Origin of the sequence: Massilia sp. CFBP 13721, assembly GCF_014842025.1 — a bacterium.
GTDB lineage: Bacteria > Pseudomonadota > Gammaproteobacteria > Burkholderiales > Burkholderiaceae_D > Telluria.
This window is the reverse complement of record NZ_JACYUY010000036.1, coordinates 1-19,093: the sequence shown is the minus strand read 5'-3', so window position 1 is coordinate 19,093 and position 19,093 is coordinate 1. Positions and strand designations below refer to the sequence as shown.

At 63.4% G+C, this 19,093-nt stretch carries 20 protein-coding genes and 1 pseudogene; 5 read left to right on the top strand and 16 right to left on the bottom strand.

Going from position 1 to position 19,093, the window contains the following annotated elements; translation table 11 throughout:
* Positions 1-80: 80 nt before the first annotated feature.
* From IFT60_RS24155 to IFT60_RS27130, 7 genes and pseudogenes are all read right to left on the bottom strand, one after another.
* A complete protein-coding gene (locus tag IFT60_RS24155; protein WP_192056645.1) occupies positions 81-992 on the bottom strand; it encodes a cytochrome c oxidase assembly protein in 912 nt (303 codons plus the stop codon).
* Complete coding sequence (locus IFT60_RS24150) at positions 983-1,318, bottom strand: hypothetical protein (RefSeq protein ID WP_192056642.1); 336 nt, start codon at positions 1,316-1,318, stop codon at positions 983-985. Before IFT60_RS24150 ends, IFT60_RS24155 begins: the two co-directional genes overlap by 10 nt.
* An 11-nt stretch (positions 1,319-1,329) precedes the next feature.
* Positions 1,330-1,944 (bottom strand): cytochrome c oxidase subunit 3, encoded by a 615-nt coding sequence (locus IFT60_RS24145; protein WP_192056640.1) that lies wholly within the window; start codon positions 1,942-1,944, stop codon positions 1,330-1,332.
* Positions 1,941-3,839 (bottom strand): cytochrome c oxidase subunit I, encoded by a 1,899-nt coding sequence (ctaD, locus tag IFT60_RS24140; RefSeq protein WP_192056637.1) that lies wholly within the window; start codon positions 3,837-3,839, stop codon positions 1,941-1,943. Before ctaD ends, IFT60_RS24145 begins: the two co-directional genes overlap by 4 nt.
* Complete coding sequence (gene coxB / locus IFT60_RS24135; RefSeq protein ID WP_374000971.1) at positions 3,836-4,831, bottom strand: cytochrome c oxidase subunit II; 996 nt, start codon at positions 4,829-4,831, stop codon at positions 3,836-3,838. Before coxB ends, ctaD begins: the two co-directional genes overlap by 4 nt.
* 212 nt (positions 4,832-5,043) lie before the next feature.
* On the bottom strand, positions 5,044-5,670 hold the full coding sequence (locus IFT60_RS24130) for a substrate binding domain-containing protein (RefSeq protein ID WP_192056633.1): 627 nt from the start codon (positions 5,668-5,670) through the stop codon (positions 5,044-5,046).
* A gap of 157 nt (positions 5,671-5,827) precedes the next feature.
* Positions 5,828-5,878: pseudogene (locus IFT60_RS27130) on the bottom strand (hypothetical protein); the annotation flags it as partial.
* 186 nt (positions 5,879-6,064) lie between these two features.
* On the opposite strand from IFT60_RS27130, the gene IFT60_RS24120 reads away from it, so the two are divergent.
* Positions 6,065-6,967 carry a DMT family transporter gene (locus tag IFT60_RS24120; protein ID WP_192056630.1) on the top strand — a complete coding sequence of 301 codons (903 nt, stop codon included), beginning with the start codon at positions 6,065-6,067 and terminating at the stop codon, positions 6,965-6,967.
* Between the two features lie 105 nt (positions 6,968-7,072).
* On the opposite strand, the gene IFT60_RS24115 is transcribed toward IFT60_RS24120, so the two are convergent.
* The 6 genes from IFT60_RS24115 to IFT60_RS24090 all read right to left on the bottom strand — a co-directional run bounded on the left by IFT60_RS24115 (position 7,073) and on the right by IFT60_RS24090 (position 12,468).
* A complete protein-coding gene (locus IFT60_RS24115; RefSeq protein WP_192056628.1) occupies positions 7,073-7,468 on the bottom strand; it encodes a WapI family immunity protein in 396 nt (131 codons plus the stop codon).
* Positions 7,469-7,806: 338 nt separating this feature from the next.
* Positions 7,807-8,397, bottom strand: coding sequence for a PEP-CTERM sorting domain-containing protein (locus IFT60_RS24110; RefSeq protein WP_192056625.1), 591 nt, complete (start codon positions 8,395-8,397; stop codon positions 7,807-7,809).
* Positions 8,398-8,853: 456 nt separating this feature from the next.
* Positions 8,854-9,102 carry a hypothetical protein gene (locus IFT60_RS24105; protein WP_192056623.1) on the bottom strand — a complete coding sequence of 83 codons (249 nt, stop codon included), beginning with the start codon at positions 9,100-9,102 and terminating at the stop codon, positions 8,854-8,856.
* 325 nt (positions 9,103-9,427) lie between these two features.
* Complete coding sequence (dxs, locus tag IFT60_RS24100) at positions 9,428-11,302, bottom strand: 1-deoxy-D-xylulose-5-phosphate synthase (RefSeq protein ID WP_192056621.1); 1,875 nt, start codon at positions 11,300-11,302, stop codon at positions 9,428-9,430.
* Entirely contained in the window at positions 11,303-12,211 is a 909-nt protein-coding gene (locus IFT60_RS24095; protein WP_192056618.1) for a polyprenyl synthetase family protein, read from the bottom strand.
* Positions 12,208-12,468, bottom strand: coding sequence for an exodeoxyribonuclease VII small subunit (locus IFT60_RS24090; RefSeq protein WP_197986453.1), 261 nt, complete (start codon positions 12,466-12,468; stop codon positions 12,208-12,210). The genes IFT60_RS24095 and IFT60_RS24090 overlap by 4 nt, the downstream gene beginning before the upstream one ends.
* Before the next feature lie 355 nt (positions 12,469-12,823).
* Between IFT60_RS24090 and put2H the strand changes: the two genes are divergently transcribed.
* From put2H to IFT60_RS24070, 4 genes are all read left to right on the top strand, one after another.
* A complete protein-coding gene (gene put2H, locus IFT60_RS24085) occupies positions 12,824-13,924 on the top strand; it encodes a putrescine 2-hydroxylase Put2H (protein WP_192056615.1) in 1,101 nt (366 codons plus the stop codon).
* Between the two features lie 134 nt (positions 13,925-14,058).
* Positions 14,059-14,982, top strand: a complete 924-nt coding sequence (locus IFT60_RS24080) for a DMT family transporter (RefSeq protein ID WP_192056591.1) — start codon at positions 14,059-14,061, stop codon at positions 14,980-14,982.
* Between the two features lie 8 nt (positions 14,983-14,990).
* Complete coding sequence (locus IFT60_RS24075; RefSeq protein WP_192056589.1) at positions 14,991-15,848, top strand: sulfurtransferase; 858 nt, start codon at positions 14,991-14,993, stop codon at positions 15,846-15,848.
* A gap of 10 nt (positions 15,849-15,858) precedes the next feature.
* Entirely contained in the window at positions 15,859-16,233 is a 375-nt protein-coding gene (locus IFT60_RS24070) for a Fur family transcriptional regulator (RefSeq protein ID WP_192056587.1), read from the top strand.
* 128 nt (positions 16,234-16,361) lie between these two features.
* On the opposite strand, the gene IFT60_RS24065 is transcribed toward IFT60_RS24070, so the two are convergent.
* From IFT60_RS24065 to IFT60_RS26370, 3 genes are all read right to left on the bottom strand, one after another.
* Positions 16,362-16,751 carry a MerC family mercury resistance protein gene (locus IFT60_RS24065; RefSeq protein ID WP_229511150.1) on the bottom strand — a complete coding sequence of 130 codons (390 nt, stop codon included), beginning with the start codon at positions 16,749-16,751 and terminating at the stop codon, positions 16,362-16,364.
* 14 nt (positions 16,752-16,765) lie between these two features.
* Positions 16,766-18,874: a TonB-dependent receptor domain-containing protein gene (locus IFT60_RS24060; RefSeq protein ID WP_192056582.1), complete on the bottom strand. Its 2,109-nt coding sequence runs from the start codon at positions 18,872-18,874 to the stop codon at positions 16,766-16,768.
* 2 nt (positions 18,875-18,876) lie between these two features.
* Positions 18,877-19,093 (bottom strand): hypothetical protein (locus IFT60_RS26370; protein ID WP_206759235.1); only part of this gene is annotated, 217 nt, incomplete at its 5' end.

Genomic DNA, 19,093 nt, shown 5'->3' with positions numbered 1-19,093 from the left:
GAGTCCGGAAGGTTAACTTCCAGTCTAGTCGATTCGCGGGCGTTTCTGGGCTGGCACACGATTGATTGTGCGTGGCGAGATCAAACGATACGGCCAGGTCCAGACGCCGCGTCCGGCCCCGCCGCCGGCGTATGCCCCAGCCACTTCGCCACCAGCGCCAGTCCGGCAATCAGGTAAGCGAGCCCGCCCGGCACCCACATGATCAGGCCGCCGAGCTGCTGGTCTTCGAGCGCATCCATGCCGAAGGCCTCGCCGGCGCCGATGTAGCTCGGGTACCAGACGATGCCCGACCAGGTCAGCAGCGCACCGAGCGCGCCGGTATGCGCCATGGTCGTGAAGATGTACAGCATCGACAGGCCACGCTGCGGGCGGAAAGTACCAATGCCCAGCACCGCCCACCAAAACAGCAGCGCCGAGCCGAGGAAGCTGACGTGCTGCAGCGTGTGGATGGCGTTGCTGTGCAGCGCCGCCTCGAAGAACAGCGGCGCGTGCCACAGCCACAGCACCGCCGCGTGCAGCAGCCAGGCGAACAGCGGCCAGGTCAGCAGGGTCCAGGCGGCGTGCACCGCGCGTACGCGCACGGCCGCGCCAACCGGGCGCCGCCAGCGCGGCGGCAAGCCCCACATCCACAGCGCGAACGGACGCCCCAGCACCAGCAGCGGCGCGGCCACGATCATCATCGCTTCGTGCTGCAACATGTGGGCCGAGAACAGCAGGGTGCCCATCGCGTCGATCGGCGAAACCAGCGCCGCCGCCAGCGCCAGCCAGCCGGCGCCAAACGACCATGCCTGCAGGCGCAGCCGCGCGCGCCCTTCCCCGGATTTTTTCCACAGGCGCGCCAGGCCGAGGCCATACAGCAGCGCACTGAGCCCGAGGCAAAGAACGACCCAGGGTTCGAAGGTCCAGCCGAGCGGTGGCGGCACCGGCGCGGCGACGTCGTGCGCACGGGCGGCGCCGGCCAGCAGCAACAGCACGAAACCAATCAAGTGCATGGCGACACCATCCAGATCGGCAGCCATTCGGCCAAGACCACCAGCGTCGACAGCAGCCCGCACAGCGTCGCCACCTGGCTCAGGAAACGCCGGCGCGACTGCCGCGGCGTCTCGCTTGGGGTGGCCAGTGCCCGTTCGCGCTGCCAGTTCAGCGCCGCGCCCGCGGTGACGAGCAGGCAGGCCAGCAGGCTGATGATTGTCAGCGTGTGGAGCGTGCTCACGTCCTGGCGCGCGCAGCTGGGCGCGACCAGCGCATAGGCGATGCCCGCATTGGCGAGGGCGATCGCGGGGGCAAGCAGCAAGGCGGGCCAGTTCGGCATGATCATTCACGCCGCGCCTACAGGCGCGCGCCCCAGTAGATGACGGCATAGATCGGCAGCCAGCTGCCGACGACAAAATACCAGTACATCGCGTTCTCGCTGACGTCGACGAAGCGTTTACCCTCGAGCGGCCCGCTGAACATCAGCGCGGCCAGCACCGCCGTGTCGATGGTGTCGGTGACCAGGTGGGTGGTATGCAGCGCCAGCAACATCCAGACGACGGAACCGTAGGCGTTGCTGTCCCAGCGCGTGTTCAATGCACCGAACTCGAACACGCGCACGACGAGAAAAGCGAGCGCAAAGGCGAGGCAGGCGAGCAGCCACCAGCGCGCGTGCTGCCTGCGTTCGCGCTCGGCGGCGCGTTTGGCAAGCTGGTTCGGCACCAGGCTGGCCAGCATGATCAGCGTATTCAGGCCGCCCCAGAACAGGTCGGGCGCGGGGCTGACCGGCCAGGTGGGGGAATGGCTGCGCAGGTAGAAGTAGACGACCACGGTGATGGCGAACACCGTGCCTTCGATCAGCATCAGTCCCATCGTGCCCCACCACATCATGCTGCGCGCGCCATACACGTAGGTCGGTAGGCGGGCGACGTCGACGTCGTGCGTGGGAACGGTGACCTCGGCCTGGCTCATGGCTTGACCTCGCGTTCGATATTCATCCGCGTGGCCGCGCGCTTCGGCCAGAACCAGAGCACCAGCGGCGGCGTGCACAGCGCCGCGCCCCAGACCACGGCCCAGGGCGTGAAGATCGAGCCGATGAACAGCACCGTCACCGCCAGCGCGGAGATGAACGGCCAGATGCTCGGCTCGGGCATTACGGCGCGGTGATCGGGCTCGGCGTCGAGCACGCTGGTGACCAGCACTTCGCGGCGGTCATCGGCCAGGCCGCGCACGCTGCCGGCCACGCCGCCGCGGCTCCACAGCGGAAAGCGCGACGCCACCACCGGCGGCTGCGCGAAATTGCCGGGACTCGGTGGCGAGGCCGTCGCCCACTCGAGCGTGCCCGCCGCCCACGGATCGGCGCCGGCGAACGCCCCGCTGCGCCGGCTCAGCACGACGTTCACCACGAACAGGACGATGCCCACCGCCAGGATCGCGGCGCCGATGCTCGACACCAGGTTCAGCATTCCCCACCCCATCTCGGCCGGATAGGTGTACACGCGGCGCGGCATGCCGCGCAGGCCGGCGATGTGCATCGGGAAGAAGGCGACATTGAAGCCCACGAACATCAGCCAGAAATTCCACTTGCCGAGGCGCTCGCCCATCAGCCGCCCGGTGAACTTCGGGAACCAGTAATAAAAGGCGCCGAACAGCGGGAACACGGCGCCGCCGATCAGCACGTAATGCAGGTGGGCGACGACGAAGAAGCTGTCGTGCACTTGCAGGTCGAGCGAGACCGAGGCCAGCATGATGCCGGTGAGTCCGCCGATCAGCAGGATGAAGAAAAAGGAGAGCGCGAACAGCATCGGCGTGCGGAAGTTCAGGCGCCCGGCCCACAAGGTGGCGATCCAGCAGAACATCTGGGCCGCGGTCGGAATCGCGATCATGGCGCTGGCGGCCGTGAAAAAGCTTTTACCCAGTTCCGGCACGTTGGTGGCGAACATGTGGTGCACCCACAGGCTGAAGGCAAGGAAGGCGGTGGCGATGATGGCGAGCACCATCACCGGATAGCCGTAGATCGGGCGGCGCGCGAAGGTGGCGATGATCGAGGACATGAAGCCGAGCGGCGGGATGAAGATCAGGTAGACCTCGGGATGGCCGAAGAACCAGAACAGGTGCTGCCACAGCACCACGTCGCCGCCTTCGGCCGGGTTGTAGAAATGGGTGCCGACCAGGCGGTCGGTGATCAGGGCGGTGCTGGCCAGCATCACCGAGGGCATGGCGAACATCACCATGAACGAGGTTACCAGCATGGTCCAGACGAACAGCGGCATGCGGTTCAGGGTCATGCCGGGTGCGCGCAGTTTGAAAATGGTGGTGACCAGGATCACCGCTTCGAGCAGGCTCGATAGCTCGGTGTACGTGACCAGTTGGGCCCAGAAGTCCATGCGCTTGCCGACAGAATATTCGGGACCGGACAGCGGCGGATAGGCGAACCAGCCGGCGTCGGGGCCGATGTCGAGGATAAAGGCGCCGTACAGCATCAGGCCGCCGAACAGGAAGACCCAGTAGGCAAAAGCATTCATGCGCGGGAAGGCGATGCCGCGCGCACCGATCATCAGCGGCACCAGGTAAGTGGCCACCGCCTGCATCACCGGCACCGCGAACAGGAACATCATCGTGGTGCCGTGCATGGTGAAGAGCTGGTTGTAGAAGTCCGGTCCCACCAGCTTGTTGTCCGGCTGCGCCAGTTGCAGGCGGATGATCAGCGCCAGCACGCCGCCGGCGACGAAGAAGCCGAAGGTGGTCAGCATGAAGCGGATGCTGATGGTCTTGTGGTTGATCGCGGACAGCCAGCCGAGGATACCGGGTGGATCGCTCCAGGTGCGGTCCAGCAGCTTGTCGTGCACATCGGCTCCCGCGCTCATTTGAGCGTCTCCAGGTAAGCCATCAGTGCGTTCAATTCACGGGCGGACAGGGGCGTGGCGGGCATCTTCGCCCCTTTCTTGAAGCGTTGCGGGTCGAGGATCCAGGCGGCCAGGTATTGCCGCGTATTCGGCAGCGTGCCCGAGGCGATCATGCGGCGGCTGGCCAGGTGGGTCAGGTCGGGCCCGAGGCGAGCCCTGGCGCCGGTGCCGGCGATGGTGTGGCACCCGGCGCAGCTGCCGCGCATGAAGATGGCCTGGCCTTCCTTTTGCTGCGCCGTCACGGGGGCCGGCGCTGGCACGCGCTGGCGCGCGACCCAGGCGTCGTACTGCGCCGGCGGATGGGCGACGATGGTGAAGGCCATCAGCGCGTGCTCGAAGCCGCAGAACTCGGCGCACTGGCCGCGGTAGACGCCGGGCTTGTCGGCGCGGAACTGCAGCAGCGCGGTCCGGCCCGGAATCAGATCCTTCTTGCCGTGCAGGCTGGGCGCCCAGAAGCTGTGAATGACGTCGGCGCTGTTCAATTTCAGGATCACCGGCTTGCCGGCCGGGACGTGCACCTCGTTGGCGGTATCGAACATGCGCCCCGGTTCGTCGTCGAGGTAGCGGGCGCCCCACCACCACATGTGGCCAGTGACTTCAATGCGCACCGCGTCCCGCAAGGGCAGGTGCGCCAGGCGCCGTTCGGTGACGAAGTCGGCCACGATCAGCACCAGCAGCAGCACGATTGACACCGCCACGCCAATGACCACCGGACGGCGCAGGTGCGGCTCGGGCTGGTCGAGCAGGGCGACGTCGGGCGCCAGCTGGGTAGTGCTGTGCGGCGCGCGCCAGATCGCGTACAGGAAGGCGGCCAGCACGGCGGAAAATACGAGCGTGCAGACCAGCAGCGTCAGGCGCCACAGGTCGTGGATGGCGAGGGCCTGCACGCCGAGCGGCTGCAGCACGTTTTGCGCCGGGACGGCGGAAGCCAGGGCCGGCAAGGATGTCAACACAGCGCCATTCAGAAGCGTGAGGACTGCGAAAAGCGCTTTCATTGACGGCCTGGCCTTGTCGTATCGGGGGTGCGGTGAACAGTGTGATTATGACAATTGTAATGAAGTGTAATGAGGCGGCGTGTGCGCTACCTAACGCTGCTCGATGTAAGTTGCATGGCTGATACAGGTTCTACTGAGCCGCGACGCAGCCGTGATCATGCAATGCGTTTTTAGCTATCCCATTCCGGCTGCGCACCGATCGTCTCGACCAGGTAATCGATGAACACCCGCACCTTCGGCGGCAGGAAGCGGTTCTGCAGATAGACGGCATACAACTGGTCGCCAAAGGCGCCGACAGGCGCCCAGTCCGGCAGCACCCGTCGTGCCTCGCCGCAGCGGATGTCCTCGCCCACGACATAAGCCGGCAGCAGCGCAATCCCGCCGCCGCGCAGCATCGCCAGGCGCAGCGCCGGACTGCTGTTGGCGTGCAGGATGCCGTTCGGTTTTACACCCTGTTTTGTCCCTGCCTGTTCGAATTCCCAGGTCACGGGGGCGCCGGCGCCGAACACCAGGCAGCGGTGTGTTGTCAGCTCCTCGACCGTACCAGGCGTGCCATGCTGTTCCAGGTAGGCCGGCGCCGCTGCCAGCACATAATGGAGCGGCGCGATCGGCCGCGCCACCGCACTCAGGGTGTCGATGCGGTCGGCCATGCGCAGTGCGACGTCGATGTTTTCCTCGACCAGGTCGACATAGCGGTCGGTCATCGAAAGGACGACGCGAATCTCCGGATAGCGCGCCATGAAGGCGGGCAGCAGGCCGGCAAGAAACGTGTTGCCAAAAGCGAGCGAAGCGCTCACGCGCAGCACGCCGCCCGGCCCCGCCTGCAAGCCGGCGGCGGTAGCCTCGAGCGCGCGCTTCTTCCAGCATGCGCAGCGCGTGTTGGAAGATCGCTGCGCCGGCCTCGGTCAGGCCGAGCTTGCGGGTCGAGCGGTTCAGCAGCTTGGCGTGCAGCGTCCTTTCCAGGCGCGCCACCGCCTTGCTGATCGCCGCCTTGGTCGTGCCCATCTGGCGCGCCGCCTCGGAAAAGGACCCGGTCTCGACCACCCGGACAAAGGCCCAGACATCGGAAAAATCGCGTGGCTGCATCTCGCCCATCGTATCGCTCCTGGAAACAATATGTTGCATCTTTGACGGATTGTATCGCCACAGTATGCGGCATAAGCTGGCCTGACATTTCACCTGGAGACGACAATGACGACGACGATCCGGCTTGCCGCCGCGGCAGACAGCAACATGACCAGCCTGGCCCTGCCCCTGCTGTTCATTGCAATGTGGAGTTCGGGCTACGTGGTAGGCAAACTCGCGGTGCCGTACGCCCCGCCCTTTACTTTGCTGACGCTGCGCTTCGGCCTCGGCGCTGCGCTCCTCCTGCTGATCGCGCTGGCGACGCGCGCGCCCTGGCCGTCCAGCGGGAAAGCATTCGGGCACCTGGTCGTGGTCGGCCTGCTTATCCAGGCGCTGCAATTCTCCGGGCTGTACACGGCCTTGAAGCTGGGCGTTTCCGCCGGCGAATCGGCGCTGATCGTCGGCACCATGCCGGTATTCACGGCGCTCGGCGCAGCGCTGATGCTGGGCGAACGGACGGGTGCAAAACAGTGGCTGGGCATGGCCGGCGGCGTGCTGGGCGTGCTGCTGGTGGTGTGGCACAAGCTGGGCGCCGGCAGCAGCGCGGGCATCGGCGCCTACGCCTGCGCCGCGGTGGCCCTGGCCGGCATCACGCTCGGCACGCTGTACCAGAAAAAGTATTGCGCCGGCATGGACCTGCGCACCGGCGGCTTCGTGCAGCTGGCCGTAGCCACGCTGGTGGCGCTGCCCTTGGCGCTCGGCCTCGAAGGTTTTGACGTGCACTGGACGCCGACGCTGGTGTTCGCCTCCGGCTGGCTGTCGATCGTGAATTCAATCGGCGCCACCAGCCTGCTGTTCGTCCTGATGCGCAAGGGAGAAGCGAGCAAGGTGGCCAGCCTGTTCTACCTGATTCCGGGGGTGACGGCGCTGCTGGCGTTTGCAGTGCTGGGGGAGACTTTGAACGCGCTGTCGCTGGCGGGGTTCGTGGCGACCGGGGCTGCGGTGTGGTTGTGTACGCGGGCGCGGTGAGCGGGTGAAGAAGGCTGTATTGGGCGTTGAATGTGACTGCGGCCAAACGATTATGCTGTAATGACACAGGCATGACACAGGCCGCTATCGACCTATTACAAACGTTCAAGCACCTCGTATCGGGAAAGCATCCAGCACGCGCGCGCACTGCGATGACAATGGCTTGAGATAGCTCTGGTCGATCGAAAATTGAAAGCTGTGCTCTTGGGTCAAATTGTTGGATGTGATATTTACCTCCATCTCAACCGCGCCGAGTGGCTTCGCTTTTAACGTTACGCCAAGCTCTGGTTCCATATATTCCAAGTTGGCTTCCCCTGCAAGGTGGACACACGGCTTTTCTACAGCGCGCTGCCAACTGAAAAGCTCATCGTTACGAATAGAGAACGCTTGGACAAGCACCGTAGCGCCACCTTCAGAACAGATCGCCGTAGCGTTCAGCCAATTTCCGTCCCAATAGTCGTTACAGTCGCGGGACTGATACCCATGTATCCAGAGCTTCACCCAGCAAGGTTGATGTGCGGTTCGCCGAGCTCGGTAAGGTAATGATCTATTTAATCGAAAGACGGCAAATTGAAAGCCCGTTTCCGGCTATTATCTATTAAGGTTACCAAAATTTATCACACCAAAGGCCACACATAGTCACCGATGTGCGCACGACTGCTCTTGCCAATAGCAGACCTAAAAGCTCTAATCGAGAAGATTTCATTAAGCGACGGTGATAATAACAATTATCATCGAAGGCTGCAGGCGTGAAAAACGGCCCGAAGGGCCGCTTCTTCTGTTCGATACAGGATAACCTAAGACCTCTTACAAGAAGCCTTCTCCAAGCATGTAGAAAATTATTTGGTCTTCCGACGGCCAATATGCAAGCCAGCCAAGCCAAGGGCGAAGATGGCAATGCTAGCTGGCTCTGGCACCTCCCCCGGCACGGTTTCGAGGGCTGGGGTTACACGGAACCTCATGTCGTCTTGTGCTGTAAGGTTTCCAAGCAGCTCGTAACTACTACCATTTAAGTAAACATCCCCTTTATGGGCACTTACTCCCCAACGAGGGCTATTACCTGGAACGTCTAGTAGCGCAGTGTACGTGCTGCCAACAGTAAGAGTAATACCAGAAAAATCAACATCAAAAAAACCCTCGAAGGCTGCAATCAAGCTGAACTCTACACTCCCTAGGACTATCCCGGAAGGACCGTCGCCACTGAGCAAGCGCATTCGAAGCGTTTCGAGAGGAGTATCTGGATTGAAATCTTTGTAATAAAAGGCAAATTTTATTTTCTGATCTTCAGCTATAAACGACTGGCCAAGTGGTTCAAAGGCATTGACTTGCAAAGAAATGTTCTCTTTATCTTGCAAAATGATACCAGCCTGTGCAGTTGCCGTGCACAAAAGGCATATAGCGCTAGTGAGCGCAATGATAATATTTTTCATGATTTCTCTAGTTATTGGATGAATTTGTCTGTATTTCTAGCACTCTCAACACATTACCAGTTTATTTTCTTATAGATAGCAAGAATTGAGCCACTTGTCCTACTTTCAATAAAATCAGTTAGTTACCATGCTCTCATTAATAAACCGAGTCCTACTTGTAAGTATATTCGACAGGCTATCAAAGCGTCTCCAAGGCACGCTGACTACAGCCACAGCGCGCTGCCAGCTTATACATTGCAAGTGGTGAAATCCTATCCTGCAGCGGTGCAGCCCCTTGGCAAGCATGCTTGGTATTTCCAAGGTGTCGCACGTAAGCACCACTTCCCTACCCTAGTTAATTTCGTCCGATTTCAGCCGAAAGCAGTCCATCGATAAGAAGAGCGCTTCCGACCCAAAGCAACTGTTCAGATCGGCTTCGATCACTGCACTTTTATTTCGCTATCGATTTCAGGAACGCTAGTTCTTTACGCTAGTGTTTAGCTGCTCCATCAAGGCATCGAGTTTACGCTCCATTTTCAAATTCGACGCACCGATGAAAAACCAGATGCAGGCGAAATTTACGATTGGAATCAATGCCAAAATTGTCCAGAGCGCTACATTTCGCCCTTTCTCTTTCGCCAACAGGTAGGCAGAAACTGCCATCAGCAATGACATGAATATCAGGGGCAGAAAGGCGGCGAGCATGCTTGGGGCGTTGTTTTCCACGGTTGATGCCTTGCTTTAAAGGGTTGAATACTTTCGCGAACTGGCGCTCATTGATGCCAATTTATCAAGAATACCAGATTAAAAAGAGAAAACACATCTATTCCCTGACGCGTAGCGGTTCTGGATTGGAGCACACGAAGGAAGCGCGTAAGGGCGGTTGATCGGTCAGGTGAGAACGGATGACGTGGTTCGCATTGGCCCGATACTGCGTGGGCACAAGTGCCCAGCCTACAAAACCGGAGTCGCGTACCCTACACCCCTGATCATCATTCGCGAAAAAAAAAGCGGCGCATCGAGCGCCGCTTCCATTTCAACATCCGCAAACTCAGGTGTTGTTCACCACCAGCCGTGGCTCCCCCGCCGCCCCAAAGCGCGCGCGGATCGATGCGGCGATGCCTTTCGCATCCAGGCCGACGGAAGCCAGCAAGGCCGCAGGATCGCCCTGGTCGATGAATTTGTCGGGCAAGCCCAGGATCAACAATGGCTTGACGATGCCCGCCGCCGCCATCGCTTCGGCCACGGCGCTGCCGGCGCCGCCCATGGTGGCGCCCTCTTCCACCGTCACCAGGCAGGCATGGTCGGCGGCCAGCTGTTTCAGCAACGCGACGTCGAGCGGTTTTACGAAGCGCATGTTGGCGACCGTCGCGTTCAGCTCGGCGGCGGCGCCCAGGCTTGGCGCGACCATTGAACCGAAGGCGAGGATGGCGATGTCCTTGCCTTCGCGTTTGATCTCGCCCTTGCCGATCTCGATCGCCGTCAGTTCTTCCACGATCGGCGTGCCGACGCCGGCGCCGCGCGGATAGCGCACCGCGGCCGGGCCGGGATAGTGGTAGGCGGTCGTGAGCATTTGCCGGCACTCGTTCTCGTTCGACGGCGCCATCACCACCATGTTCGGGATGCAGCGCAGGTAGGGCAAGTCGTAATTGCCGGCGTGGGTCGCGCCGTCGGCGCCGACCAGGCCGGCGCGGTCGAGGGCGAAGGTGACGTCCAGGTTTTGCAGTGCGACGTCGTGGATCAGCTGGTCGTAGCCGCGCTGCAGGAAGGTCGAATAGATCGCGACGACTGGTTTGAGGCCTTCGGTTGCGAGGCCGCCGGCGAAAGTCACCGAGTGCTGCTCGGCGATGCCGACGTCGAAATAGCGCTCCGGGTACTGCGCGTGGAAGCGCACCATGCCGGAACCTTCGCGCATCGCCGGCGTGATGCCGACCAGGCGGCTGTCGACGGCGGCCATGTCGCACAGCCAGTTGCCGAAGACTTCGGTGTAGGTGATCTTGCTCGGGCTGGTGGCCGGGATGATGCCCTCGGTCGGATTGAATTTGCCGGTGCCGTGGTACAGGATCGGTTCCGCTTCGGCCAGCTTGTAGCCCTGCCCCTTTTTCGTCACCACGTGCAGGAATTGCGGGCCCTTGAGCTTCTTGATGTTTTCCAGCGTCGGGATCAGCGAGTCGAGGTCGTGCCCGTCGATCGGGCCGATGTAATTGAAACCGAATTCCTCGAACATCGTGGCCGGGACCACCATGCCCTTCGCGTGTTCTTCCAGGCGGCTGGCCAGTTCGCGCAAGGGACCCGGCAGCACGCTCTTGCCGACGTTCTTGGCGGCGGCATAGAACTGGCCGCTCATCAGGCGCGCGAGGTAGCGATTGAGGGCGCCCACCGGCGGCGAGATCGACATGTCGTTGTCGTTCAAGACCACCAGCAGGTTGCAGTCTTCCTCGACGCCGGCGTTGTTCAGCGCCTCGAAGGCCATGCCGGCCGTCATGGAGCCGTCGCCGATCACGGCGATTGCGTGGCGCTGCTCACCTTTGAGCTTGGCGGCGGCGGCCATGCCAAGCGCCGCCGAAATCGAGGTCGACGAGTGCGCGGTGCCGAAGGTGTCGTATTCGCTTTCGTCGCGTTTCGGGAAGCCCGACAGGCCGTTCAGCTGGCGCAGCGTGGTCATGCGCTCGCGCCGGCCGGTGAGGATCTTGTGCGAATAGGTTTGATGACCCACGTCCCAGACGATGCGGTCGTGCGGCGTCTCGAACACGTAATGCAGCGCGATGGTCAGTTCGACCGTGCCCAGGTTCGAGGACAGGTGGCCGCCGGTTTTCGACACCGAGTGCAGCAGGAACTGGCGCAGCTCGTCGGCCAGCGGCGTCAGCTGCGTGCGTGGGAGCAGGCGCAGGTCGGATGGGTCGTTGATGGTTTCTAGCAGTTTCATTTAGGCCTTCCGCTGCACGATCAGGTCCGCGAGTTCGCGCAGCCGCAGTGCTTGTTCTCCGAATGGCGCCAGCGCTTCATGCGCGTCGCGCCGCAATTGCTGCGCCAACCCTTGTGACGCTTCCAGGCCGAGGATCGACACATAGGTCGGCTTGTTGTCGGCCGCATCCTTACCGGCGGTCTTGCCCAGCGTGGCCGAATCGGCGGTGGCGTCGAGGATGTCGTCGACCACCTGGAAGGCCAGGCCGACCGCGCTCGAATACGCCGTCAAGGCGGCCAGTTCCGTCTCCGTCAACTCCTTGCCGCACAGGGCGCCGAGCAGGACCGATGCGCGCAGCAGCGCGCCGGTTTTCAGCTGGTGCATGCGTTCGAGCTGTTCCAGGTTGAGGGCGAGGCCGACGCTGGCGAGGTCGATCGCCTGGCCGCCGCACATGCCGCCCGAACCGGCCGCTTGCGCCAGCAGGCGCAGCATGGCGACCTGGCGGGCTGGCGGCAGCGATTCGTTCGACGCGAGCACCTCGAACGCTTGCGCCTGCAGCGCGTCGCCGACCAGCAGCGCGGTGGCTTCGTCGTAGGCGACGTGGACGGTCGGTTTGCCGCGGCGCAGGTCGTCGTCGTCCATGCAGGGCATGTCGTCGTGCACCAGCGAATAGGCGTGGATCATCTCGATCGCACAGGCGGCGCGCGCCAATGCGGCCGAATCGGCGCCGAACAGCGCGCCGCTGGCATACACCAGCAGCGGACGCACGCGCTTGCCGCCGCCGAGTACCGTGTAGCGCATCGCTTCGTGCAGCTTCAGCGGGACCAGGTGCGCCGCCGGCAGGAAGTCGGACAGGGCATCCTCGACTTCGGCTTGCACGCCGCTCATCCAGGCGGAGAACGGCAAAACTTCAGGCAGCGCCGCCGTCATTGCATGCCCTCGCCGGCGCCGTCGGCGCTGAAGGGCTTGAGCATGTCGCCCTCCAGTACCTTGACCTGGGATTCGACCTTCTCGAGCTGGGCCGCGCAATACTTGACCAGCTCCGAGCCGCGCGCATAGGCCGCGACCGAGGCTTCCAGCGGCAATTGGCCGCCTTCCATCTGGGTGACGAGCTGGGCCAGCTCGGCCATCGCCTCTTCAAAGGAGGCTGGGGCAGCCGTCGTTCCCGCGTTAGTAATCTCTGCCATAGTGTCTTGTTCTGTTGGGCTGGCGACCCCGTCATGCGCCTTGGGTGCGCCGCACGGGAATCTAATCGCGTATTTTAAAACAATCCTAACCCTTGGGGTGGTCTGCGCGATTGCCGGGTTACCGAATAGGTAACTTCGTCTAAAGCGCGGCCGTCGCCATTTTCATGAAAACCATGCCTTTCCGGCACTTTCTGTGCCATTCCTCGCCACAATCACGCGACGGACCGCGACGGTAGAGCTTGTTGCTTGCTATAATCTCCGGTTCTGTCCGAAATACCGTATTTCCTGCTAAAAAATACTGGTCTTTGGATTCTTTCTCTTCTTTGAGGTGCTGTTTTTATAAAGGGGGGTTGGGATGTCCGATCTGGCTACCCACGCCAAGCTGGCGCGCTCGTGCGCTCAGCTTCCGGTAAATGTTTATTTTGACAATGCGCTGTTGCAGCGCGAGATCCAGCAACTGTTCCAGAAAGGCCCACGCTACGTCGGCCATGAACTGATGGTGCCGGAAACTGGCGATTTCGCGACCCTGCCTTCCGAAAACGAAGGCCGTATGCTCGTGCGCAACGCCAACGGCATCGAGGTGCTGTCCAACGTCTGCCGCCACCGCCAGGCGCTGATGTTCAATGGCCGCGGCAACGCCAATACCATCGTCTGCCCGCTGCACCGCTGGACCTACGACCTCAAGGGAGAGCTGATCGGCGCCCCGCATTTCGCGGAGACGCCCTGCCTGAACCTGGCCAAGTCGCCGCTGCAAAGCTGGAACGGCCTGCTGTTCGAGCAGAACGGCTACGACGTGATGGACAAGCTGAAAGCGATGTCGGTGTCGAAGGACCTCGACTTCTCCGGCTACCTGTTCGACCATGTCGAGATCCACGAGATCGACTACAACTGGAAGACGTTCATCGAGGTCTACCTCGAGGATTACCACGTCGAGCCCTTCCATCCGGGCCTGGGCAACTTCGTCAGCTGCGAAGACCTGACCTGGGAATTCGGGCGCGACTTCAGCGTGCAGACCGTGGGCGTGAACCGCGGCCTGCAAAAGGCCGGCTCGGCCACCTATAAAAAGTGGCAGGAGCAGGTATTGAAGTTCAACGGCGGCCAGGCCCCGAAACAAGGCGCGATCTGGCTGACGCTGTACCCGAACGTCATGGTCGAGTGGTATCCGAACGTGCTGGTGGTGTCGACCCTGTGGCCGCTCGGGCCGCAAAAGACGCGCAACGTGGTCGAGTTCTACTATCCGGAAGAGATCGCCCTGTTCGAGCGCGAGCTGGTCGAAGCCGAACGCGCGGCCTACATGGAGACTTGCGTCGAGGACGACGAGATCGCCCAGCGCATGGATGCCGGCCGCAAGATCCTGTTCGAGCGCGGCGTCAACGAGGTCGGCCCCTACCAGTCGCCGATGGAAGACGGGATGCAGCACTTCCACGAGTGGTACCGCAGCAAGATCGAGCTGTAGGCCTGCGCCTTGCCGGCTTCCCCGCCATCGGGTGAAGCCGGCGCCGCTTTTCAATGTCATCCTCGCAAGCTGCGCCAAGCGCGGCTTCGGCGTCTGTTGTATCGTCTACCTAGTTTCAATACCCCAGGAACGTAATGCCTTCACTTTGGATGCTGTTCGCCAGCTTCGCGTTTGCCGCCATGGGCGCCGGCGTCAAGCTCGCCTCCGAGTTCTACACCACCTCCGAACTCCTGTTCTACCGCGGCCTGTTCGGCTTCGTGGCCCTGTTTGCCATCGTGCGCTTCCAGGGCGGCACCTTCACCACCCCTTTCAAGAAGGAACACCTGGTGCGCAGCGCCGTCGGCGTGACCTCGCTCTGGCTGTGGTTCTTCGCCATCGGCAAACTGCCGCTGGCCACCGCCATGACCTTGAACTACATGGCGCCGATCTGGATGGCGGCCGGGCTGTTCCTGGCCGGCTGGTGGTCGAAGACGAGTACCGTCGAGTGGCCGCTGGTGCTGGCGGTGGGCGCCAGCTTCTTCGGCGTGACCCTGGTGCTGCAGCCGGCGGTCGAGACCAACCAGTGGCTGGGCGGCCTGGCCGGCATCGCCTCGTCGGTGATCTCGGCGGTTGCCTACATGCAGGTGCGCAAACTGGGGCAAATGGGCGAACCCGAATACCGCGTCGTGTTCTATTTTTCGCTGACGACGGCGGTGGCCGGCCTGGTCGGCGTGCTCGCCGGCGACGGTGCGTCGAGCGGCTTGCCCTTCCACGGCCACACCCCGGGCGGCGCCCTGCTCCTGGTAGGCATCGGCGCGGCCGCCCTGATGGCGCAGATGGCGATGACGCGCGCCTACCGCGTCGGCAAGGTGCTGGTGGTGGCGAACCTGCAGTACACCGGCATCGTCTTCTCCAGCCTGTGGGGCCTGGCGCTGTGGGGCGACCGCTTCGGCTGGCACGTGTGGCTGGGCATCGGCGTGATCCTTGCCTCCGGCATCGCGGCGACGTTCTACAATACGCGGAAGACGGCCAAAGGCGCCGCGCTGGAAAAGACCGACCCGATCGCAAGCGAACTGTGAGGAGCCCCATGTACACGACCCTGATTTCGGCCGATGATCTCGCCGCCCATATCGACGATCCGAACTGGCTGATCGTCGACTGCCGCCACGACCTGATGAATCTCGCTTACGGGCGCGAAGCCTATGCGGCCGGCCACCTGCCGCATGCGGTCTTCGCGGACATGGAGACCGAGCTGTCGGGCGCCAAGCACGGCGCGGACGGCACGTTTCGTGGCCGCCATCCGCTGCCGTCGAAAGACGCCCTGGTCGAGGTATTGCGCCGCTGGGGCGTGAACGGCGGCACGCAAGTGCTTGCCTACGACGCCCACGGCGGCATGTACGCGGCGCGCCTGTGGTGGCTGCTGCGCTGGCTCGGGCACGAGGCGGCGGCGGTGCTCGACGGCGGCTTGCCGGCCTGGCAGGCGCTGGGCCAGCCGCTGTCGTCCGATCCGCCCGACCCGCGCAGCGCCGGCACCATCGCCGTGCGCGCGCCCTTCGTGCCGACGGTGACGGTGGCCGAGGTACTGGACAATATCGAGAGCGCAGGACGCACCGTGGTCGACGCGCGCGCGGCCGACCGCTTCCGCGGCGAGAACGAAACCATCGATCCGGTGGGCGGGCATATCCCGGGCGCGAAGAACCGCTTCTTCAAGGACAACCTGCACAACGACGGACGTTTTAAAGCGCCGGAACAGCTGCGCGAAGAGTTCGGGGCCATCGTCGGCGATCCGAAGCAGGCGATCATGCAGTGCGGCTCCGGCGTGACGGCCTGCCACAACCTGCTGGCGCTGGAAGTGGCCGGCATGCCGGGCGCGGCCCTGTATCCGGGCTCGTGGAGCGAATGGAGTGCCGACCCGGCGCGGCCAGTGGCGACCGGGGCTGATTGAGTAAGACAATATGGAACGAACGACCAAACAACGCACGGCCATCCACCAATGCATCCTCGATGCCGGACGGCCGCTGGCCCCGCAGGAAATCCTCGAACACGCGCAGGGCGTGGTGCCGGGCATCGGCCTGGCCACCGTCTACCGCAACATCAAGTCGATGCTGGAGGCGGGCGAAATCATCACGGTCTCGCTGCCCGGCAGCGGCGACCGCTACGAGATCGCAGGCCACCACCACCATCATCATTTCCACTGCCGCTCCTGCGACCGCGTGTATGAAGTGCATGCCTGTCCCGGCGACATGCAGAAGCTGACGCCGGAGGGCTTCGTGCTCGAATCGCACGAGCTGACCTTGTATGGCTTGTGCAGCGCGTGCAAGGGTTCGTAGGGTGGGCACTCGTGCCCACGCGGTACCACGCGTGATCATCGAGACGTGTCCGACGATGCCAATCGATGATCAACCGGCGTACCGCGTGGGCACAAGTGCCCACCCTACGGGAATTGCCGGTACCGGTTTCAATGCCCCGTCGGGCAGCGCCGGCAAAACGCATGGTTGCGCCGGTGCGCCATCAACAGCAGCACGCTGCTGGTCACGGCCAGCGCGGTCTCGGCACCCTGCCCCAGCCGCGGACCGGCCACCAGCACCGCCAGCAGGAACAGCGCCAGCCCGGCGCCGCCCAGCAGCAGCGGGCGCCGGTCGCGGTGCGCGATAAAACCCGGCACCAGCGCCAGCAGCACGGGCACGGTCACGCCGGCCAGCAGCAGGTCGTGCAGGTGGTGGTGCTCCTCGCCCAGCCCGAGCAGGGGAAAAGCCGCCAGCAGCAGCGGCATCGCCAGGCAGTGCACCAGGCACAGGCTCGATGCCGCCATGCCGGCGTAGTCGGCGAACCTGATCAACCCTTTCATCGGAACTGCCATCGTCAGAACAGCAGGCGCACGCCGGCCGTCAGGTTACGCCCGGTCAGCGGCGCCGCGCGCTTGATGAACGAGGTGTGGCTGAACGCCAGTTCGTCGGTCAGGTTGTTGAGGCGCGCGTAGAGCTGCGCCGGCAGGCCGCCGATGCGGGTGGTGTAGTGGGTGCCGACGTTGAGCATGTTGTAGCCGGCGGTCGGCGTCTCGAACGCGGCGACGTAGTCCTGGGTGCCGGTGCGGATCAATTCGACCATGCCATGCCAGGCCTGCCAGTGCGCGTTCACGCGCGCGCCGATGCGGTGCGGAGCGATGCGCGGGATGTTGCGGCTGCCGGCGCCGCCGTCATCAAACTTGGCGCGGACGTAGTCGCCGAACAGCGTCGCATCCAGGCTGGGCGAGAACTTGTGGCGCAGCTCCCCTTCCAGGCCCGTGAAGGTGGCGTCGCGCTGGGCGTATTCGACCAGCTGAAAGCCTTCGTGGTTGTCGAGCGTGTTGGCGTAGATGTAGTTGCCCATCTTGTTGCGGAAGGCGCTCAGCGAGAAGGTGGTGGCGCCGGCGAACTTGCGCAGCGTGAGATCCAGGTTGTTCGAGGTTTCCTTGTCCAGGTTCGGGTTGCCGAGCTCCCAGGTGCTGGTGGCCAGGTGGGCGCCGTCGGCGTACAGCTCTTCGGCGGTGGCCAGGCGGTGGGTGCGCGCGACCGACGCGCGCAGCGAATAATCGGGGCGGAATTTCCACACTGCGCCCAGCGCGACCGAGGTGCCATGCGCCTTGCTGTCGGACTGGGTCGCGCTGTCGACGGCGATCTTTTGCCATTCGTGGCGCGCGCCCGCTTCGAAGCGCCAGTCGCCCAGCTTGTATTCCTCGGTGACGAAAACGGCGTGCTTTTTCGTGACGGTTGGCGGGACGTAGGCTTCTTCGCCGGCGGTGTTGAAATCGCGGTAGGAGGTCTGGGCGCCGACTACGCCGCGCCAGCCGCCCAGCGGCACGTGTTCGAGTTCGACGCGGGCGTCGCGGCCCTTGTTGAAGAAGCTGGTGGCAATCGCCCCCTCTTCCAGTTCGTCGTGGCGGTAATCGGTGAACGAGGCGCGCAGGCGCGCCGCGGTGATGCCGGCGAGCGGATTGCGGATTTCGCCGCGCACGTCCCAGCGGTCGCTGTCGAGTTTCACGACCGGGACTTCACCGGCTTCGTGGTCATGCTCGTGTTCGTGCTCTGCACCTTCGTGCTCATCACCTTCGTGATTATGGCCTTCGTGGCCGCCGCAATGCAGGTGGTCGCCATGCGGATGGCAGCTGCCGAATTCGTGGTTGTGCCCAGGGATGCCGTATTCGGTGCGCTCCTTGGTGTAGGCAGCGCCGAGGAAGCCGCGCTCACCCACCCATGACAGGCCGACGCTGCCCGTTTCGGATTCTTTAAAACTGCCGCCGACGCGGCGACCCTCATCCCAACCGTCGCCGACGCGGTAGGCGTCGGCATCGCGCTTGACGCCCTCGGCGTGAAGCGCGAGGTTGTTCCCCAGCGCGCCGGTCGCTTCGAAGGCGCCGGTCTTTTCGCGCGCGGCCGAATTAGCGCGCAGTTCCATGCTGCCCTCGAACGGCTTGCCTGGCATCTCGGTCGGGATCTTGCGGTCGATGACATTCACCACGCCGCCCACCGCGCCGCCACCATAGGCCAGCGCCGACGGGCCGCGCAGCACTTCGATGCGCTCGGCCAGCACGGGTTCGAACGCGACCGCGTGGTCGGGGCTGATCGTCGACGCATCCTGGATCTCGGCGCCGTCGGACAGGATTTTCACGCGCGGGCCATCCATGCCGCGGATTACCGGGCGGCTGGCGCCGGCGCCGAAATGGCTGGAGGTGATGCCGGGCTGGTTGTTCAGGGTCTCGCCCAGCGTCGACTCGCGTGCGCGCACCAGTTCGCCGCCGCCGAGTGAGGTCACCGGCGTGATCATGTCGTCGCCCAAGAGGCCGAGCGCGCTGGCCGAAATCACCACCGTCGGGATGCTGTCGGGATCGGTGTGCGGGCGGCCGCCCTCCGATTGGGCATGGGCGAGCGGTGCGCCGAAAGCACACAGGAGGGCCAGCGCGAGCGGGGTCGGTTTGCAGGTCGGGAGCGGCATGTTCAGGGTCCTTGTCGATAATTGGCTGCGCGTGAAGACGTCGTCTCTCCGCGCTTTTGGTAATGATAAGCCATTATCATTAAATGCTCAAGAACGGTTTTCTGGCGAACGCGGTCATGGGACAGGTACCGCGTGGGCTCGGGGCGCCCACCCTGTAAAGGCAAATTAGAAATGTCCGGTCGCAGCAAATTAGAAATGTCCGGTTTTTCGGTCATGCCT

Coding starts and splice junctions, on each gene's coding strand:
- dxs (WP_192056621.1), bottom strand. CDS start 11,302: ATGAAACTGCTAGAAACCATCAACGACCCATCCGACCTGCGCCTGCTC.
- IFT60_RS24150 (WP_192056642.1), bottom strand. CDS start 1,318: ATGATCATGCCGAACTGGCCCGCCTTGCTGCTTGCCCCCGCGATCGCC.
- IFT60_RS24110 (WP_192056625.1), bottom strand. CDS start 8,397: ATGAAAAATATTATCATTGCGCTCACTAGCGCTATATGCCTTTTGTGC.
- IFT60_RS24080 (WP_192056591.1), top strand. CDS start 14,059: ATGCCTTCACTTTGGATGCTGTTCGCCAGCTTCGCGTTTGCCGCCATG.
- IFT60_RS24095 (WP_192056618.1), bottom strand. CDS start 12,211: ATGACGGCGGCGCTGCCTGAAGTTTTGCCGTTCTCCGCCTGGATGAGC.
- IFT60_RS24060 (WP_192056582.1), bottom strand. CDS start 18,874: ATGCCGCTCCCGACCTGCAAACCGACCCCGCTCGCGCTGGCCCTCCTG.
- IFT60_RS24075 (WP_192056589.1), top strand. CDS start 14,991: ATGTACACGACCCTGATTTCGGCCGATGATCTCGCCGCCCATATCGAC.
- ctaD (WP_192056637.1), bottom strand. CDS start 3,839: ATGAGCGCGGGAGCCGATGTGCACGACAAGCTGCTGGACCGCACCTGG.
- IFT60_RS24120 (WP_192056630.1), top strand. CDS start 6,065: ATGACGACGACGATCCGGCTTGCCGCCGCGGCAGACAGCAACATGACC.
- IFT60_RS24145 (WP_192056640.1), bottom strand. CDS start 1,944: ATGAGCCAGGCCGAGGTCACCGTTCCCACGCACGACGTCGACGTCGCC.
- IFT60_RS24090 (WP_197986453.1), bottom strand. CDS start 12,468: ATGGCAGAGATTACTAACGCGGGAACGACGGCTGCCCCAGCCTCCTTT.
- IFT60_RS24065 (WP_229511150.1), bottom strand. CDS start 16,751: ATGAAAGGGTTGATCAGGTTCGCCGACTACGCCGGCATGGCGGCATCG.
- IFT60_RS24070 (WP_192056587.1), top strand. CDS start 15,859: ATGGAACGAACGACCAAACAACGCACGGCCATCCACCAATGCATCCTC.
- put2H (WP_192056615.1), top strand. CDS start 12,824: ATGTCCGATCTGGCTACCCACGCCAAGCTGGCGCGCTCGTGCGCTCAG.
- IFT60_RS24155 (WP_192056645.1), bottom strand. CDS start 992: ATGCACTTGATTGGTTTCGTGCTGTTGCTGCTGGCCGGCGCCGCCCGT.